Source organism: Streptococcus fryi (assembly GCF_053206505.1).
This window is the reverse complement of the sequence record NZ_JBRUGW010000002.1, coordinates 46,871-64,232: the sequence shown is the minus strand read 5'-3', so window position 1 is coordinate 64,232 and position 17,362 is coordinate 46,871. Positions and strand designations below refer to the sequence as shown.

The window sequence follows — 17,362 nt, the reverse complement described above, 5'->3', positions numbered from 1 at the left end:
AATATTGTTGATAAACTAAAACATATCAAATAACTGTATTAAAAATTACAGAATGTTAGCGATATGCACTACAAAGACATATCATTTGTGATATAATTATAATAACTTAATTTTATTTAAAGGAGACTATATAATGAACAAACAAGACTGGTTAGACTATTTTGAAGCAATCAACGGTCGTGCAGCCACGCATGAGGAAATAAATAAGGCTCTACTAAGTGGAGAGTTTACAGATAGTTCAGCTAACACTTCAGAAATCAAGTTTGATTCTAATCATCAAACAACTCAAGAACAATTCACTTCGCAGGCTAATCAAGGTAATGCTCATTTTCAAAACTCATTCACTCAGCAAGGGCACGGAGCTAATCCCAATTCACAAGTTTATAACGTTCAAGTTGCTGTCCCATCTTCATTTTCAATCTATCTTAACAAACTTTGGCAGTGGTTAACCTCATCTTGGAAAAATCCAACATCATACATTTTGTCAGAAGGAAAGTGGAACGGGCTGACATCATTAGGGTTGCAAGTCTTTTTTGCTACATTGACTATCTTCTACACACTTAAAGGAATCGGAAGAATCTTTTCTGGTTTTCTCTCAAATTTTCTCCCATCAGAATTGACAAGTGAGCTCTATTCTTATACATATCCAGGGGTTCCTAGCATGGGATTCCAAATGTTCTTCAGACTGTTTGTAGTAGTGGCTTTTTTACTCTTTTCAGTAATTTTTTCAGCGTACATTGTAAAGCGTTTCGTATACAGAGATACTAACTTCACATTTAAGTTTACTATCGACTGGTTTGGACGTTTGTATGCAATTAACATTATTTTGTTTGCAATGAGTTTCATACTATCAATTTTGGGCATTTATACTTTAGTTGTTTTTTTGTTTAATGTAGCAATGTTAATTATCCCTATAGGTAGTCTTTATACACTCTCATTATTAACCAATAACTTCAAAATGGATAAATTTTACATTTTTTCTTTAGGAATCTTGGTCAATGCCATCATTACCTTTATCTTCTTTTCTACCGGTTTATCAATGGTTGCACAGATGTTTGTAAGTAGTGTTTTTTAAAGGAGATCATTATGGCAACTAAAGAAAAATGGGTTGAACTTTTTGAACAAGTTATTGGTCGTAAACCCAAACCTGAAGAATTCATAGCTGGTAGGAAGAGTGACTTTGATTTAAAATTAATTAAAACAATTGCAAGTTCTGATGAAACATCAGACAGTCCCCCCGCCTACAATTCTTTATCAGCAAAAAATGAATGGCTATCAAAATTTGAACAATTAACTAATCGTAAACCGACAGCTGAAGAGTTTCTATACGCAAAAAATATGCAATTTGATTTATCAACACTAGATGATATTAAAATAGAATCAAATGTTGAGTCAGAACAGTTGCCAAACCAAAGCGATAATATCGATATTAACGATCAAATTGCTGCAACAGAAAACAAGATTGATCAAAAACAACTACCCTCACAATCAGAACAGCAGCAAAATAGTGATAGTTTTAACCTAATAACAACTGAACAAACTCCACCATACCATTCAACCGTAAACAGACCTGTTCAAATCATCGAAAATATTCCTACTTCCAAAAAAATAAAATTGAGAACAAAATTACTTACTCTATTGGGATTAATTGTTTTATCATTAGGTGGAATATATCTCTATCTCGACTCAAGAACAGGAATTGATGTGGCAGTTAATGACTTCATTAAAGAAATCAATGATGAAAATTATAGCTCAATTGCAAAAACATTATCATCCAAAGATGTAAAATGGTCTAAATCGGATGCAAAATCCCTTATTCATTATACTCTTGAGAATGTTGAAAATATAGACACCGAATTTGAAAATATTATCAAATCAAACGGAAAACACAAGCTAACTGATAATAGAGAGAACACTATTATAAGCTTTAAAGAGCAATCAAAACTATTCGGTATTTTTTCACAATTTAAACCAATAGCTCACCCTGTAAAAGCTAAAATAAATACAAATTTATCTGATGGGACTGCCACTGTTGACGGCAAAAAAATGATTCCTTTAAAAAAAGATGGTATCACAAGTATTGAAAATCTCAAGCTGTCAGAAAGTGAAATGATTGTTAAAGGTAATACCGATTTAGGTACAGTTGAATCAACAATTATATTAGACTTGGATAAACTTAAAAATAATGAATTAGAGCTAGATTTAAAAACAAACAAAAAACAAATAAACATCCAACTACCTTCTATAGCTGAATCTGTTGAAAAAATTGAGCTCATCATTAATGGCAAAAAAGTTGCTGATGGTCTAACAGCTGAACTTCAAGTTGTAAATGGACAAAAACTTGAGATCTATTCAAAATTTGAACACAATGGAAACTCTTATACTACCAATAAAGAAGAGATCTTAGTTTCAGATCAAAATATAAACGTTTCTTTATCTTTATCAAACGATTTGCAGAAGCGTATCACTGACAGTATAAAGGCTCAAAAAGCCAAAGAATTAGATGCTCAAAAAGCGAAAGAACTAGATGCTCAAAAAGCAAAAGATGAGCTGAATGCAAGAAATGAAAAAATAACCAATTTCCTAAATTCTTATCGCAATGATGTTTTTAATTCAATAGCCAATCGAGCAAACTATTATGCACAGTACTATGATACTTCAAGTGCCTCATATAACGAAATGGTAGCCTGGACAACAGGTGGTGGTGTAGCAGAAGCTAAAATTGATTACTATACACCAGGTGCTCTAAATATTAAAGATATTAAAGACGAAAATGATGTAATTGTTGTTTCTACCTATGAAGATTTTACCGTTCATTATATTGATAATACACCAAATACTGTCAGTCGCAAAACAAAAGTTTATTATCTCAAGCCATCTGGCGATAGTTTTATTATTTCAAATTTAGTTGTTAGTAACCATTAATTAACATATCGTTTATTTTCTTTGATAAACTATCCCTACCACTCATTTAGTTATATTTTATTATCACGATACCTACAAGATTAATCATTAAAAATCCAACACAGACTCTTGATTGATAATCAAAGTCACTTATTGATTTATCTACTATACGTTAATCACCCCTTGAAAACAGGTAGCTTGTACACCCTCTCCTGTAAGACGATTCCGCCAGCTGCGTCTAAAGACGCTAACTTAGGCTACTTGATTACTTAAGGCTCTTTTCTACCATTTACCAAGTCTATCAAGGTTTTATGCCAAATAATAAGATAATACAGTAGCTATTTTGGCTCTATAATTTCTGTAGTGGGTAACTCCACCATAGAGATTATAGGGCCTTTTGATTATCAAAAAGTCCCATATGACCTATAATGAAAAACATCCAAACCATCATTAGAAAGACTCATATGGAATAAAGAACTAGTCAGGGAAGTGACTAGTTATTCCCGAGCTTAAAAATAAAAAAGCGATGAGTTTATCACAAACCTACTCGGAATAAAAAAAACTAATATCACTATCTTGGATTATAAAGAGGCGGGAACACATAAGGAAATCATCGCTAAGTTGGACTATCTTACCCCAAAATGACAACATTGTCAGAGACAAAATTATCAATGCTTTAAAGCTACCTTACTCAAATGCCAAACTATAAGCCACAAATAACCTTATCAAAGTCATCAAACGAAATGCCTTTGGATTCCGAAAGATGACAACTTTAAAAAAGGATTTTGATTGCCTTGAACATCAAAATAGAGAGAAGCAACTTGATTCTCTCCAGATATTAGCTTTTCATCCAACCACGACAGTTGAGAATGAGCCAAAAAAAACGCCCAATGGTGTGAACCAAAAGGCGTTTGAAACGTTGATATATCGCTGATATTAACGTTTTGAGAATTGTGAAGCTTTACGAGCTTTCTTAAGACCTGGTTTGACAATATTCCATTTGAATAAATATCAAAAAGCTTTAATATCAGGCGTTTCCACGCTTTTCTGAAAGCGTAGTTTCAATGAATTTCAAATAATGTCATCTGAATGGTGTGAATTTTACCCCTAAAAAACCAAGAATTGAGCTAAAAATACCAAAAGTTCACACCATTGCATTGTGAAAAAAGACACAATTTTGTCATTGACAGAACACACGGATTTACTTTGTTTTTTGTATGTTTGTTTTATAATGTATACATAAGGAGGCAAAGAATATGAGTGTTATTTTGAAAAAAACGAACAATAATAAAACCAATACTTTTAATAAACTTAAAGAACCTCTTCGAGCAGAAATTGGGAAAGAACTTGAATTTGTGGCTTCAGAAAATGATGCCACTATTCTTAAAGCCGATCCAAAATTTGATTTTAATAAAGAACTCGAAAAAGCCACGAAGCGATACAATGAACCCTTGAAAGAATTAGTGGGTAGATGAATTCTTTTTCATGAAGAAATTGTGTTATCATAAAGCACTGCTTTAATAACAGTCTTTATCACTTTATGCGAAAGCACCGATTTTATGATATAATAGATGAAACATTATACAAGGAGGTACGCCATGACTCTCGATGTCAATAAAGAAGAATTGACAATTTTAGGGATTCCTTTTGATAACTTTTCAGATTTTGATACCATCTGGTATGCCATCGGATCATCAATGATTGAAAATTATCAACCTACTGTCCAAGATGTGATTGATTTAAAAACTTATGTCATCAACAAACGGAAGGAACTGAATATTGGTTAAAAATCAGTACGAAGGCTACGAGTACATAGACCCTAATCACCAATATACCTATCCAAATTCTACAGTCTTAGTCAACAAGCAAAATATCACTAATATTGAAGAAGCTTATCGAAACGAGCATTTATTCGTTACTAGAAGGCTTGCAGACTTGCGCTTAAAAACCATTGAAGTCTTTTCTATTAGGGATATTTTAGCCATTCATAACTATTTATTTCAAGATGTATATGCTTGGTCGGGACAATATCGCAAGGTGAATATTTCGAAAAGTGGCAATCCTTTTATGCCAATACAATCTTTCAGTACTGCCACAACATATCTAAACCAACTTATTCATACCTACCATCAAACTGCTAATTCAAAAGAAGAGATAATTAGACAATTAGCAAAAATTCTTGATAACCTTAATTATTTCCATCCCTTTCGCGAAGGGAATAGACAAACTCAGCGAGAAGTTATTCGTTCCTTAACTTTATCAAAAGGCTATTCTGCACAAATGCGAGTGGAACAAGATGATGAAGTTTATAACCTTTATATGGACGGAACAGTTTATGGGGACTTAGAAAAATTAGAAGAACTGCTTGGTAAAATACTAGAAAAGTTGTAGTTTACTATCTTATCAGCTTTCAACTAGAATTAATTAATTCAGTTCATGTACTATAATGAACACTTTATAAAAGACTCTTCGTCAATTGTTGCATTAAGCTGACGAAGAGTCTTTATTTTGACCTATTTCTGAATTAATAAATTATCTATACCCAAAGAAACATTATGAGATATACTCGAAAAAAGAGCCGTACTTACTACGAACAAGATCCTAAAAAGTAGCTCTGTTCCTTAAAGAATTTTATAACTTAAGACACCTGACTCCTGTTTATATTGCTCTAAACCACTTTTTTAGACTATTTTTTTCAAAAATAATACAGAAAACAAAAAGACCAACTAGTAAATGGACTAGTTGGTCTTCGGTCTGAAGCTAGTTTTATCAGCTAAGCACTATAAGGACAGTATATCAAAAGCGCACCTCTGTTTTTCTAAGCTGAGGAAGCTTCGTGTTTTCAACTATAATTATAAAAAGAGGATTAAAAAATCAAATCAGCACATATATATTATATATATTGATTAATAAGACCCCCATAACAACCAATTGAAAAATCAAGACCACTTTGCTTTCTGATAAAATTCGACTTAGCTTTGATCCAAGCAACCCACCACAAATCGCTGCAACTATGATGAATATTAATATATTTTTGTCGAACTGATTAAAGTGCGATAGTAAAATCAATGATATGATTTTAGATAATTGAGAAAAAAATATCGTCGCTATTGAGTATATAGTAGCTGTCTTAATAGGAATACTAAACAGTATCATAAATAGAGAAACGTTAATAGGTCCACCACCAATACCTAAAAAACTTGACAAGCACCCAAGAATCATACCACAAAGAAAATACCATGCCCATAAGGTTAGGCAATATTCCCTAAAAAAATTTCTTGAAGCTAAAAGTGAAAAGATTAAAACAACTATAGTCACATTTAATTGCACCAAATGAGCAAGTCTATCTCCCGCTACTGAAATAAGAATATCAAATAACATATTCCCTAAATAGCCACCTATCAATGATCCAAATGCAAGATAAATTATGATAGCTGGACTAATTTTTTGTCCAGATTGGATTTGTCTTACAGTGGATACAATTGACATTACAAAAACAGCAACTGAAGAATAAAATGATATCGTCATTACCGAATCAACAGCAACGAAATCAAACACTGGTTTTATAATAACACCGCCACCCATACCAGAGATGGCTCCTATTGTATTAGCTATGATGATTACAATGAAATATAGTATACCTTTTATCATATTTTATGATTAACTTCTAAATATCAGAAACATCCTTCACACAACGGAAGCTCATATTTTGACTACTAGACGAAGATGTTGTTCCGTTTCTTGCGCACATCCTATAGCGATTACAGTAACTATAATGGCAAAGAAACGAGCCACCTTTTATAGCATAACTCTCATCGTCATAGATTTGATGTTCTCTCCAAAAATCTTTTCCGGTTACAAATCTAAATGTGTTCAATTCTATTTTACTTGGATTTACACACCACTCCCAAACATTACCAATCATTTGATAAAGACCATACGGATTGGGCGAGTATGTTTTTACTGGTGCTGTACCAACATAACCATCTTCTAAAGTATTTTGAACAGGAAACTGACCCTGCCATGTATTACAAAAATGCTCTCCATCAAGTTCTAAACTGTCTCCCCAATAATAATGTTCATTATTGGTACCTCCTTGAGCAGCTATTTCCCATTCCGCTTCTGTAGGCAAACGTTTGCCAGCCCATTGACAATACGCAACTGCATCATTACGAGTGACATGTACAACAGGATGGTCTAATCGTTGAGAAATACTTGAATTTGGTCCTTCTGGATTTCTCCAAGAAGCCCCTTCAACAGCAATCCACCATGGAGTTTTATAAATTTCGATTGGAAATTTTTCAGTATCTAAAAAATACCTAAAAACATATGACCAACCTATTTTTTCAGCCTCAGTAACATATCCTGTCTCTTTAACGAAAAGTGAAAATTCACTATTAGTAACAGTCGTCTCATCAATATAAAATGGATCGACAGTTACTTTTGTTCTAGGACTTTCATAGTCATATGCAAAGCCAATACTATCGCTTGAACCGATCTGATAAGTACCTCCAGGAATGTAAATCATCCGATATCCTCTCTTAGTTTAAATCTTTCACATCCAAAAGACCTAAGCGTTCAAACTGCTCTTCTGGTGCATCCAGTTTCCGTAATTCATCAACTAAAATCTTCTTCATTCGATTTTCTAGAATATCATCATGAATTGGCTTTTCTTGTTCTTTATCTACGGAAATATCAAATAATAAACTATCTTTGGTGAAATCAGACATATCACCTAGCCCATCTAAAATAGCTGCTTGCTTGATAGGAACTTTATAAACAGGATACTTGGTCCTTTTTAAAAATTGTCCCATTTGTATATCTTCCGGATTATTTTCACCAAGATAATGTCGAATTGTTGTCGGAATACCTGCATATTCATATAAGGGATAATTTTTTGCATTAGGAGCACGGAAATAAGTATATCGACCATCTGTAATATTTACTGTTATGCCGTGAGCTCCATAAACTGCATACTCTTTGTCATTTGCTCTACCATCAAATAATGGTAACCAAGATTTCCCTTGCACATCTGTAGGTATATCAATTCCAAAATACTCTAAAATTGTTGGCATAATATCAATATTTTGTGACACCGTATTAACATGTTCGCCTTTTTTTCGGTTTATAGGATCTTTTACAAACAATGGAATTGCTGCCAACTCATTGTAATTGTGCATATAATTTTTGCCAAATAAGTTGCGCTCTCCTAAAAAATAGCCATGATCGGACGTCACAATAATCAGGGTATCTTCATATAAATTTAAAGATTTCATTTTATCTATTAAGCGCCCAAAATGAACGTCCGTCATTGTCATTAAAGCTGCGTAACGTTTACGAATATAATCAACAGCCTCTTCTGGAACATCTACTTCTCCATAATTTGGAGTTTCAAAATATGGTCCTGTATACACATCATCATACATTTCCATGTATTTACTTGGTACATCAAAAGGTTCATGAGGATCAAAAACTTCAACTTGAATGAAAAAATCATCTTCATCTTTATTTAATTCCAACCAATCACAGGCAGATTTAAAAGTTCTGGGTGTAGGATATTTTTCTTCATCCTCATACCATGTCTCTCGGTTTGCTTGATATTGACGACGCAGTTTTCCATAATATTGTTCTGGCATCCACTCAGGATCCTTAATACGAGAAACCCAGGGATCTCCTTCCTGTCCTCGGTGAAAGTCCCAAGTTGTAAACTGATTAATATATCCTTCTCCTCCTACTCTAAAATAGTGCGTATGATCTGTCGTCAAATGAGAATACACACCATGTTTTTGTAAGACTTTTGATACCGTAATATCGTAAGGTTCAATTGGTCCCCATGATCTCTCTAAAAAGTTAAGCCGGCCCGTCATGATATCACGACGGGCAGGCATACATGGGGTAGAACCTATAAAATGATTATCAAAAGTCGTAGAATCTTGAGCAAAAGCATCTAGATTAGGAGTTGATACAAATGAGTCTGGATTGTAGCTTTTTAAAAAATCCTTACGTAATGTATCCATTAATATGAGCACGACTTTCATATACTACCTCATTTCAAAATTAAACAATTATACCAAAATATGATAATACGATAGCCACTCCGATAATAACAAAAATCATTGAGACCACATATTTACCATTCCATTTTTTCATCAAATATAGGCAGAATAATGTTAGCAATAATGGTAGTAAATTAGGTATTACTTTATCTAGCATTTCTTGAACAACAATCGCTCCATCGCCTTCACCAAATTTTATGCCTAGATTCAGCTTCACAGTGGTCGTAATCAAAGCACCTGCAACCATTACACCTAAAACATTAGCAGAAGTAGAAATTCTATCTAAAATCCTCTTACCACTTCCTGAAGTTAGTAGTTCTTTCCCTTTACTATAGCCAATATGAATACCATAGTATTTCAGTGGAAAATATAGACAATTAATCAATAGGAACATTAAAATAGGTCCCAACCAGTTCCCTTGAACTGCAAATGATGCTCCTATACTCCCAGCAATAGGATACCAAGTGAAGTTTAACAAACTATCACCTAAACCAGCTAGTGGTCCCATTAAACTTGTTTTAACCGCAATAACTGACTCTTTTTCATCTTCGCTTGTCGATTCTTCTAAGGCTGTCGTTACCCCCAAAATAAACGGAATTAAAACCGGATGACTATTAAAGAACTCTAAATGACGTTTCTGAGCATTGACACACTCTTCCTTACTTTTACCTCTATAAAGCCTAGATAATACTGGAGTCAATGCAAAAAGTGTACTTAAACTTTGTAGGCGTTCATAGTTATGAGAGAACTGAATCATCTGACAACGCCAAAACATCTTATCCAAATCTTTTTTTGTAATTGTATTCTCATTTGTCATAGATCAAATTCTCCTTCTCCATCAGCAACTACTACACCAGTTGCATCAGTGGTATCATTAACTATTTCTCCACCTCGATTCATCAATATATCATATAATGCCGCTGCAACTAAAGCAAAAACAGCTATACCAACTGTTGGAATTTGTAAAAATGTGGACAATGCAAAACCTAATGTGAGGAAAATCCACATATTTTTTTTCAGCATCATTGACAACAACATCGCTAAACCTACTGCAGGAATCAATTTAGAAGCAACTGTCAAACCTGTCAATACGAAAGGTGGAATGATATCAAGCACTGCTTCAACCGCAGGAGCTCCAAGCCAAACCGCTATAAAAACAGGGATTGCTCTACTAAGAAAGAAAAATAGTCCTCCTAGATACTGCAATTTATCAATTTTTCCAAACTCACCAGACTGTACTATTTTATCCGCCTTATGTACCAAAGAAACATTAGTTGTTAAGATAATCATACTCAACTGTTGAACAAGAAGAGCAACTGGAACTGCTACAGCAACACCGGCTGCTTCACCACCCCCAGATAAAATACCTATAGCAACTCCTACAACAGCACCAGAAATGACATCAGGTGGTTGATATGCTCCAACATTGTTTGTCCCTAACCACAATAGCTCAAGTGTCCCAGCAATAATTAAACCTTGTAATGGATCACCTAACAAGAAACCAACTACTACACCGGCTAATAATGGTTTTCGAAAGCCAAGATGCGGCCCAAACTGATCAAGTGCACAAAAACCTGCCCAAACAGCCACAATTAACGCTTTGAAAATCATTTGATTTTCTCCTTTCTTTTTTATTTTTATATTTTATAATTTAATAAAGTTCTCTATAATCAACTCTAGGATCCTTTGGTACCATTTGCACATTAATATGGATACCTTTTTCAATTAAATCGACAAATGCTTGATGCTCTTCTTCTGTAACAGAAATTGCTTTCTCAAGTCTCTTTCTACCTTCTTTAAATCTCATTCCCCCTGCATTAACTTCCGAAATCTCTAATCCTTCATCAACCAAGAATTTAATATCTATAGGATTGGCGAACAGAAGCATTGTGCGTTTTTTTATTTGACTTTTTTTCATTACTTCAGAAAATTGTTTAACTCCAAAAATAACAACCTTGACACCTGCTGGAACAGCAAAATTGGCAACACTATGTTGAACTGGATCATTCTTTGCATCATCGTTAATAATTAAAATTTGCTCAATTTCATAATTACGGGTCCATGTTGTAGCAACTTGTCCGTGGATTAATCGATCATCAATTCTAACTAACTCAATAGCCATTGTTTTTCTCCTCCTTATAAATCAAAACTATCTTCTTCATTTGTTTCTACCATTTCAACCTTATCAACAATAGACATACTATTTAATTGAGCATTTCTAATTGTTTCTTTAGCATCTTCCAGTTTCAAGTTAGGTTGCATGAACAACTCAATCAAGAGTGGTAGATTAAAACCTGTGGCAATAATTACATTTGAATTTTTTTCCAAGTAGCGATACGCCGCATTGAATGGTGTGCCACCAATAATGTCTGTTAAAATAATCCATTCTTGATTCGGAAAATTTGAAACCAACTCTACAATTTCATCATACATAGAGTCAATAGTAGAATCTACAGTAACAGATAACACACTAACATGTTCCTGATGGCCTAAAATCATTTCCGCACTTTCTACAGCACCTCTAGACATAGGGCCGTGACTAATTACAAGATATCTCATTGTTTCTACCTCTAATCGTGATACTCTCCACGATCCCATTTTTCTATAAACTCTTTAAAGAATTCAGGACTATTTTGCTCTGTATTTTGAGTTTCTACTGCCGAAATTTTTGCAATAAGCTCTTTATTAGCTTCAGTTTCCTTGTATTCAGCTTTTATAAAAGCTTCTATGATATCGCACATCAAAAGCTCACCTGTAATCTTACCACCGAAACCGATGACGTTAGCATTTAACTCTTCTTTGGCATAAATAGCCGAGGTCATGTCTCTGACAAGAGCCGAGCGAATACCAGGTACTTTATTGACTGCGTTATTTATTCCAACACCAGTACCACAGATACAAACACCCAAATCTGCTTCACCACTAGCTACTGCTTCACCTACTTTCTTTCCAAATATAGGATAGTGCGTACGTGTATTATCATAAGTTCCAAAATCAATTACTTCATAACCTTTTGATTTTAGAAAATCCGAAACAGCTATTTTTTCAAATGTCACAATATGATCGCAACCAATTGCAATTTTCATGTATTTACCTCCCTACTAACACATCTTATTCAGCATATCTACTCGAATCTGATGACGACCTCCGTCATACTGTCCTTCCAAAAACCCCTTAACTATATTTTGGGCTATGCCTTCCCCTACAATCTCGGAACCCATTGTAATCATTCTAGAATTATTGTGAGAACGTGTCATGTATGCAGATCTTTCATCTGATACTTCCGCTACGACCATCCCTTTTACCTTAGTTGCTGTCATAAACGGTCCAACACCATATCCATCAATCATAATTCCTAAATTTTCGTCATTTGATAATACCTCATCCACAACTGCCAGCGTATTATCTACAAAGTCCTTGTTTTCATCACTCACATCTAAAATATCATAATTACTTTCCTTAAGGAATTCTCTAATTATGTTTTTTAATCTTGTTCCCGACTTATCAGCACCTATAATGACTCTCATGTGCATCTCCTTTTACAAAATGTTAACGTTTACATTTTATAATGTACATCTTTTTGTTCCTTTTGTCAACAAATTTTGTGTTATTTTTGTTCTTTTGTTGCAAATCGGTTCGTTTTTATTGTATATCAATGCTATATTGTTTATTTTTTAATTTTTTGTGTTTTTTTGTTTTATTTTTCGTTGAAACATAAACACATTTATGCTAATATATGTGATGAAAAATATATTAGAGAGAATGAATATGAACAAAAAGGATAAACTTGATTTTATTTTAAATACAGTGAATGACAAAGGGTATATTTCAACTAAAGATATTTCAAAAAAACTCAAAGTTTCTGATATGACTGCTAGACGATATCTCAATGAATTAGATGAAAAAAAAGAACTGATTAAAGTTCATGGAGGAGCAGAAAGTAAATTACTTCGTTTTGAAAAATCTCAATCTGAAAAACAATTTTTACATATTGATGAAAAAAATTATCTAGCTAAAATAGCTGCTAATTTTATTAAATCTGGAGATACAGTATTTATTGGTTCAGGTACAACTTTGGAGCAATTAGCTAATAAAATAATCGACGAGGATATAAGAGTTGTCACAAATAGTTGGCCTGTATTCTCAATTTTAAATCAAAGAAATTTTAAAGAGTTGATCCTTATTGGAGGGGTATTCAGAGATAACACAGGTGCATTTGTGGGAAGAATTGCTACAAATGCACTTGAAACCATGCAATTTTCTAAAGTTTTTGTGAGCTGTAATGGCATTTATAATTCAAGTATCTCGACATTTACCGAAAGTGCTGGAGAAGTGCAAACAATTGCTTTAAATCAAGCTCAAGAAAGATTTTTACTAGCAGATTCCTCAAAATTTAATAAAATTGATTTTTACCAATTTTATGATTTAAATAATATTGACTATCTGATTACTGACCCTAATATTGACGACAAGGTCCGGAATCATTATTCTAAATTCACAAAAATATTAACTGATCAAAATAGCAGTCGTTAATGTAAGAGATATTTTTCTTTCTAAGGAGATGAGTATGAAGAGAGTTTCTGTTTTAATCAAACCCGCCTCTTCCCTATGTAATATAAGATGTAAGTATTGTTTCTATGCTGATGTCAGTTCACTAAGAAAAGTGAGTTCTTATGGTAAGATGTCATCTGAAACTACAGAAAAAATGATCAAAAATATTTTCAGAGACCTAGCTGATGGCGATGAATTAACCATAGGTTTTCAAGGTGGCGAGCCTACCTTAGCTGGATTAACATATTTTCAACATCTTGTAGATTGTGTAAAAAGGCAAACAAAGAATATAACCATTCATTATGCCATTCAAACAAATGGTATTATAATAAACAAAAAGTGGTGTCAATTTTTAAAAGAGAATAACTTTCTTGTTGGACTTTCTTTAGATGGTACACCTGTTCTTCACGATATCAATAGACTAGATCCTAGAGGACGAGGAACTTTTCACAAAGTTCTGCAAACAAAAAAACTGTTTGATGAGTTTGACATTGACTACAATATCTTATGTGTTCTAACCGAAGAATTATCTCAAAATGCTAAAAAAGTGTTTGAGTTCCTGGTAACAGAGAAAATAAGGTATGCTCAGTTTATTCCTTGCTTAGATGATATGAATAGTTTAGAAAAAAGTAATTTTTCTTTAACACCAAAAGGATTCTCAACATTCTATTTACAATTATTACCTTTATGGCTAAAAGAATTACAAAATGGAAATTACATTTCAATAAAACTCTTTGACGATATCTTTAACTTACTAGTGCGGAAAGAAGTGAATTCATGTGGCTTGATAGGTAATTGTAGCATTCAATATGTTATTGAGGGAGATGGAAGTGTTTTCCCCTGTGATTTTTATGCTTTAGATGAGTATCGCTTAGGTAATATTAAGAATACAGGGCTTAAGGAACTTTTTTTTAATAAAATATCAAAAAAATTTCTATACTCTAGACCTATTTCGTCACTTCCTATAAAATGCAGTTCTTGCCCCTTCTTGTCTATTTGTGGCGGGGGATGTAAACGAATGAAAAACTCCATGTATATTGATAACTATTCCAATTACTGCGGATATCAAACTATCTTATCAGATTTTATTCCTAAAATTAATAAAATTGTGGAGTATACACAAAACATTAACGAGAGATACTGTCAACAAGAATAGTTGTTAATATAGCATATTATTGTCCATAGGAAGAATAAACTCTATACGTAGGCGATTAACCGATAACTTCATAATTATCAGTAAACAATCAAACCTAAAAAGGTTTATAAATTTTTTTCTTCAAACACCCTTTACACTTATCGAATATTCTTTCTTCATTTCACAGTCGTTTTAAGGTTACGATACACAAAATTTTGTTATTTACAACAAAACACAGAACTTTGGCATTGATTAAACACAAGTATGTACTTTGTTTTTTGTATGTTTTCTTTATAATATATACAGAAGGATGCAAATATTATGACTGTTATTTTGAGAAAAATGGACAATAATACAATCACTACTACTCCGAATAAAATTAAAGAAACTCTTGGAGCAGAATTGGCGAAGAAATTGAATTTGTATCTTCAGAAAATAATTCCTCCATTCGTAAATTTGAACCATAACATTAATTTTAATAAAGAACTAGAAAAGGCTATGAACCAATACAATGAACTTTTTAAAGAATTGGTGGATATATGAGGTATCTAACTACAGAAGATATTATCAAAATCAATGTTATGGTTATTGGCAAATATTCCCCAAAAGAGCCTATTGGTATTGCCGATCCAAATAGTCTTCAAATGATTGTCGACCAACCTAAACAAGAGATTCTCGGAAAATTCCTCTATCCAGATATCTACAGTAAAGCCGCTATTATCTGGATTAACCTGATTAAAAAGAATCCTTTTTACAACGCTAATAAACGAACTGCTGTCCTTGCCTTACACATGTTTTTAGCAATGAATAGCTACTGTTCTAATCTTTCATTACATGATGGACTTTAAAAGACAATTGAGATTGCTACATTTCAGGGAGATTTTGAAGAACTAAAGAAAACGATTATTGATTTCCTCAAGCAAGATGGAAATATAACGAAATTATAACTAAAAAGTGGTCTTCAATGAACTGCACCCCAAAAGTTAGGCAGAAAAAATCTAACTTTGGAGTGCTTTTCTTATGACATTAAGTTATGATGACAAACGCAAGATTTATAAACTGAAACCAAATGGGTTATCCTATTCTCAACTTAGTCAACTATATGATGTTCAAATGTCTAACCTCAGGTACATGGTCAAACTCATGGACAGGTACGGTGAAGCGGTGGCTAAAAAAGGGGAAATACCTATTACGCACCAGAATTAAAACAAGAAATGCTTGAGAAGGCATTACCAGCTAAATCATATGATGGGACAATCCTTCACAGTTATCAAGGGTGGAAATATCAGCACAAGTCCTACCATCATTTCCTGGCTTCTAAGGGCATTCGGCCGTCCATGTCTCGCAAAGGCAATATCCCTGACAATGGTATGATGGAATCCTTCTTTGGCATTTTAAAATATGAGATGTGTTACGGACTTGAGAATGCCTATCAATCACTTGACGAACTCGAACAAGCTATTACTGATTATATTTTTACTACAACAATAAACGCATTAAGACAAAACTAAAAGGACTCAGTACTGTGAAGTACAGAACTAAATCCTTTCAATAATTTAGTGTCCAACTTTTTGGGGTCAGTACATTGAAGACCACTTTTTCTCTTATGTATTCTACTGTATTCTACTGTATTCTACTGTATTCTACTGTATTCTACTGTATTCTACTGTATTCTACTGTATTCTACTGTATTCTACTGTATTCTACTGTATTCGTAATTACAAATAATAGTTCATTCAACTGCTCCTGTCAACTATTTATCAGACAATAAATAGTACTGATTGCGGTCATTTTTACTTGAACCAAACCAGGTAATAATTTCTAAATCATGAAGATGATGCAGCAGTTTGACAACAAATGAGCGACTTCTTCCTGTCAATTCAATCGCTTTTGCTGTTGTCATCTTCTTACCTGAATTGTACATGTAGTAGATAATAGGCTGATCATCTGCATTTAGGTCTCCAAAATTAAATGTTCCTTCCCTTTATGATTCACTACAGAAATTTCCCTAAAAGACAAATCCAAAGAGGTGTCCCACATCTCTCGGGCAATCTTTTTGAAATCGTCTATTGTATATGATTTGCCATGCTTAAAACCAGTGATGATATTATCTTGTTTTTCACCCTAAATCCTGTGACCAGCTAACCATCATCAGCATTAAATCGCTAGCGAAAAGTGGTAGTAGGATAGAGTTCTATACTTCCAAAAGACAATCTATAATATTTTTCTTTTGGAGGCCGTATTAGAAAATCCATATAAACCGGCATATCAATTTCATTTATTTTCACCTCGCAAAAAAAGTATACCTAAATTGTCAAATTAAGCTAGACAAAAAAAACAATCATTTTTCAATTTTTGTAAATAAATTTGCGTTGATTACTATGTTATGTTAAATACTTATCTTGATTTGACAAATAAAATATTACTTCAAAATGTGATATTGTGATACTATTATACGAATTTTAAATTCTCACTATTTTTTAACTACAACAAACCTAATGTTCTATTACTCATTTTTTACATCAAATTTTATATTTATCGAAATCAGATCTTCTACCATGGTTCATAGCTTTTGAAGAATACTTAAAAAACGGTAATCTCTCGTTCAAAGACTACATCTTATTCTTTACTACTTTCTTCTTAGGAGATAGGAAATCGGAAAGCTGCATTGAGTTTTATAATATACAATGTTATCAAGAGAAATTAAAACCCGACT

General features: G+C 33.1%; 18 protein-coding genes and 5 pseudogenes. 13 read left to right on the top strand and 10 right to left on the bottom strand.

Features of this window, described 5'->3' with window-relative positions:
• Positions 1–133: 133 nt before the first annotated feature.
• The 6 genes and pseudogenes from ACVRZH_RS01195 (at position 134) to ACVRZH_RS01170 (ending at position 5,295) form a co-directional block, all read left to right on the top strand.
• Positions 134–1,075, top strand: coding sequence for a DUF6574 domain-containing protein (locus ACVRZH_RS01195; protein ID WP_447453494.1), 942 nt, complete (start codon positions 134–136; stop codon positions 1,073–1,075).
• Positions 1,076–1,086: 11 nt separating this feature from the next.
• Entirely contained in the window at positions 1,087–2,925 is a 1,839-nt protein-coding gene (locus ACVRZH_RS01190; RefSeq protein WP_447453493.1) for a TcaA second domain-containing protein, read from the top strand.
• A gap of 634 nt (positions 2,926–3,559) precedes the next feature.
• A pseudogene (locus ACVRZH_RS01185) lies at positions 3,560–3,746 on the top strand (transposase); the annotation flags it as partial.
• 414 nt (positions 3,747–4,160) lie between these two features.
• Positions 4,161–4,379, top strand: a complete 219-nt coding sequence (locus tag ACVRZH_RS01180; protein ID WP_447453492.1) for an AbrB/MazE/SpoVT family DNA-binding domain-containing protein — start codon at positions 4,161–4,163, stop codon at positions 4,377–4,379.
• A 123-nt stretch (positions 4,380–4,502) separates the two neighbouring features.
• The gene (locus tag ACVRZH_RS01175) at positions 4,503–4,691 is read left to right on the top strand and encodes a hypothetical protein (protein ID WP_447453491.1); all 189 of its coding nucleotides are present in this window, start codon (positions 4,503–4,505) and stop codon (positions 4,689–4,691) included.
• Positions 4,684–5,295 (top strand): Fic/DOC family protein, encoded by a 612-nt coding sequence (locus ACVRZH_RS01170; protein WP_447453490.1) that lies wholly within the window; start codon positions 4,684–4,686, stop codon positions 5,293–5,295. Before ACVRZH_RS01175 ends, ACVRZH_RS01170 begins: the two co-directional genes overlap by 8 nt.
• A 483-nt stretch (positions 5,296–5,778) precedes the next feature.
• On the opposite strand, the gene ACVRZH_RS01165 is transcribed toward ACVRZH_RS01170, so the two are convergent.
• The 9 genes from ACVRZH_RS01165 to lacA are packed head-to-tail and all read right to left on the bottom strand — an operon-like array spanning position 5,779 to position 12,487.
• Entirely contained in the window at positions 5,779–6,555 is a 777-nt protein-coding gene (locus ACVRZH_RS01165) for a sulfite exporter TauE/SafE family protein (RefSeq protein WP_447453489.1), read from the bottom strand.
• Between the two features lie 16 nt (positions 6,556–6,571).
• Positions 6,572–7,432 (bottom strand): formylglycine-generating enzyme family protein, encoded by an 861-nt coding sequence (locus ACVRZH_RS01160; RefSeq protein WP_447453488.1) that lies wholly within the window; start codon positions 7,430–7,432, stop codon positions 6,572–6,574.
• Positions 7,433–7,445: 13 nt separating this feature from the next.
• Positions 7,446–8,942 (bottom strand): sulfatase, encoded by a 1,497-nt coding sequence (locus ACVRZH_RS01155; RefSeq protein WP_447453487.1) that lies wholly within the window; start codon positions 8,940–8,942, stop codon positions 7,446–7,448.
• A gap of 19 nt (positions 8,943–8,961) precedes the next feature.
• Positions 8,962–9,777, bottom strand: a complete 816-nt coding sequence (locus tag ACVRZH_RS01150) for a PTS system mannose/fructose/sorbose family transporter subunit IID (RefSeq protein ID WP_447453486.1) — start codon at positions 9,775–9,777, stop codon at positions 8,962–8,964.
• The gene (locus tag ACVRZH_RS01145; protein WP_447453485.1) at positions 9,774–10,571 is read right to left on the bottom strand and encodes a PTS mannose/fructose/sorbose/N-acetylgalactosamine transporter subunit IIC; all 798 of its coding nucleotides are present in this window, start codon (positions 10,569–10,571) and stop codon (positions 9,774–9,776) included. Before ACVRZH_RS01145 ends, ACVRZH_RS01150 begins: the two co-directional genes overlap by 4 nt.
• Positions 10,572–10,611: 40 nt before the next feature.
• Complete coding sequence (locus ACVRZH_RS01140; RefSeq protein ID WP_447453484.1) at positions 10,612–11,082, bottom strand: PTS sugar transporter subunit IIB; 471 nt, start codon at positions 11,080–11,082, stop codon at positions 10,612–10,614.
• A 14-nt stretch (positions 11,083–11,096) separates the two neighbouring features.
• Entirely contained in the window at positions 11,097–11,519 is a 423-nt protein-coding gene (locus ACVRZH_RS01135) for a PTS sugar transporter subunit IIA (protein ID WP_447453483.1), read from the bottom strand.
• Positions 11,520–11,530: 11 nt separating this feature from the next.
• Complete coding sequence (lacB, locus tag ACVRZH_RS01130; RefSeq protein WP_447453482.1) at positions 11,531–12,046, bottom strand: galactose-6-phosphate isomerase subunit LacB; 516 nt, start codon at positions 12,044–12,046, stop codon at positions 11,531–11,533.
• 15 nt (positions 12,047–12,061) lie between these two features.
• On the bottom strand, positions 12,062–12,487 hold the full coding sequence (gene lacA, locus ACVRZH_RS01125) for a galactose-6-phosphate isomerase subunit LacA (RefSeq protein WP_447453481.1): 426 nt from the start codon (positions 12,485–12,487) through the stop codon (positions 12,062–12,064).
• A 241-nt stretch (positions 12,488–12,728) separates the two neighbouring features.
• Between lacA and ACVRZH_RS01120 the strand changes: the two genes are divergently transcribed.
• The 6 genes and pseudogenes from ACVRZH_RS01120 to ACVRZH_RS01095 form a co-directional block, all read left to right on the top strand.
• Positions 12,729–13,493: a DeoR/GlpR family DNA-binding transcription regulator gene (locus ACVRZH_RS01120; protein ID WP_447453480.1), complete on the top strand. Its 765-nt coding sequence runs from the start codon at positions 12,729–12,731 to the stop codon at positions 13,491–13,493.
• A 34-nt stretch (positions 13,494–13,527) separates the two neighbouring features.
• Positions 13,528–14,667 carry an SPASM domain-containing protein gene (locus ACVRZH_RS01115; RefSeq protein ID WP_447453479.1) on the top strand — a complete coding sequence of 380 codons (1,140 nt, stop codon included), beginning with the start codon at positions 13,528–13,530 and terminating at the stop codon, positions 14,665–14,667.
• A gap of 300 nt (positions 14,668–14,967) precedes the next feature.
• On the top strand, positions 14,968–15,189 hold the full coding sequence (locus ACVRZH_RS01110) for an AbrB/MazE/SpoVT family DNA-binding domain-containing protein (RefSeq protein ID WP_447453478.1): 222 nt from the start codon (positions 14,968–14,970) through the stop codon (positions 15,187–15,189).
• Positions 15,186–15,593 (top strand): annotated as a pseudogene (locus ACVRZH_RS01105) (type II toxin-antitoxin system death-on-curing family toxin). Before ACVRZH_RS01110 ends, ACVRZH_RS01105 begins: the two are co-directional and overlap by 4 nt.
• A 73-nt stretch (positions 15,594–15,666) precedes the next feature.
• On the top strand, positions 15,667–15,852 hold the full coding sequence (locus ACVRZH_RS01100) for a hypothetical protein (RefSeq protein ID WP_447453477.1): 186 nt from the start codon (positions 15,667–15,669) through the stop codon (positions 15,850–15,852).
• Positions 15,840–16,201: pseudogene (locus ACVRZH_RS01095) on the top strand (IS3 family transposase); the annotation flags it as partial. The gene ACVRZH_RS01100 and the pseudogene ACVRZH_RS01095, both read left to right, overlap by 13 nt.
• A gap of 198 nt (positions 16,202–16,399) precedes the next feature.
• On the opposite strand, the pseudogene ACVRZH_RS01090 reads toward ACVRZH_RS01095, so the two are convergent.
• Positions 16,400–16,615 (bottom strand): annotated as a pseudogene (locus tag ACVRZH_RS01090) (ATP-binding protein); the annotation flags it as partial.
• 560 nt (positions 16,616–17,175) lie between these two features.
• On the opposite strand from ACVRZH_RS01090, the pseudogene ACVRZH_RS01085 reads away from it, so the two are divergent.
• Positions 17,176–17,310: pseudogene (locus tag ACVRZH_RS01085) on the top strand (site-specific integrase); the annotation flags it as partial.
• Positions 17,311–17,362: the final 52 nt, after the last annotated feature.

Bases quoted from the DNA above. Each gene is read 5' to 3' on its own strand.
- ACVRZH_RS01195 (WP_447453494.1), top strand. From the start codon at position 134: ATGAACAAACAAGACTGGTTAGACTATTTTGAAGCAATCAACGGTCGT.
- ACVRZH_RS01190 (WP_447453493.1), top strand. From the start codon at position 1,087: ATGGCAACTAAAGAAAAATGGGTTGAACTTTTTGAACAAGTTATTGGT.
- ACVRZH_RS01180 (WP_447453492.1), top strand. From the start codon at position 4,161: ATGAGTGTTATTTTGAAAAAAACGAACAATAATAAAACCAATACTTTT.
- ACVRZH_RS01175 (WP_447453491.1), top strand. From the start codon at position 4,503: ATGACTCTCGATGTCAATAAAGAAGAATTGACAATTTTAGGGATTCCT.
- ACVRZH_RS01165 (WP_447453489.1), bottom strand. From the start codon at position 6,555: ATGATAAAAGGTATACTATATTTCATTGTAATCATCATAGCTAATACA.
- ACVRZH_RS01160 (WP_447453488.1), bottom strand. From the start codon at position 7,432: ATGATTTACATTCCTGGAGGTACTTATCAGATCGGTTCAAGCGATAGT.
- ACVRZH_RS01155 (WP_447453487.1), bottom strand. From the start codon at position 8,942: ATGAAAGTCGTGCTCATATTAATGGATACATTACGTAAGGATTTTTTA.
- ACVRZH_RS01150 (WP_447453486.1), bottom strand. From the start codon at position 9,777: ATGACAAATGAGAATACAATTACAAAAAAAGATTTGGATAAGATGTTT.
- ACVRZH_RS01145 (WP_447453485.1), bottom strand. From the start codon at position 10,571: ATGATTTTCAAAGCGTTAATTGTGGCTGTTTGGGCAGGTTTTTGTGCA.
- ACVRZH_RS01140 (WP_447453484.1), bottom strand. From the start codon at position 11,082: ATGGCTATTGAGTTAGTTAGAATTGATGATCGATTAATCCACGGACAA.
- ACVRZH_RS01135 (WP_447453483.1), bottom strand. From the start codon at position 11,519: ATGAGATATCTTGTAATTAGTCACGGCCCTATGTCTAGAGGTGCTGTA.
- lacB (WP_447453482.1), bottom strand. From the start codon at position 12,046: ATGAAAATTGCAATTGGTTGCGATCATATTGTGACATTTGAAAAAATA.
- lacA (WP_447453481.1), bottom strand. From the start codon at position 12,487: ATGAGAGTCATTATAGGTGCTGATAAGTCGGGAACAAGATTAAAAAAC.
- ACVRZH_RS01120 (WP_447453480.1), top strand. From the start codon at position 12,729: ATGAACAAAAAGGATAAACTTGATTTTATTTTAAATACAGTGAATGAC.
- ACVRZH_RS01115 (WP_447453479.1), top strand. From the start codon at position 13,528: ATGAAGAGAGTTTCTGTTTTAATCAAACCCGCCTCTTCCCTATGTAAT.
- ACVRZH_RS01110 (WP_447453478.1), top strand. From the start codon at position 14,968: ATGACTGTTATTTTGAGAAAAATGGACAATAATACAATCACTACTACT.
- ACVRZH_RS01100 (WP_447453477.1), top strand. From the start codon at position 15,667: ATGACATTAAGTTATGATGACAAACGCAAGATTTATAAACTGAAACCA.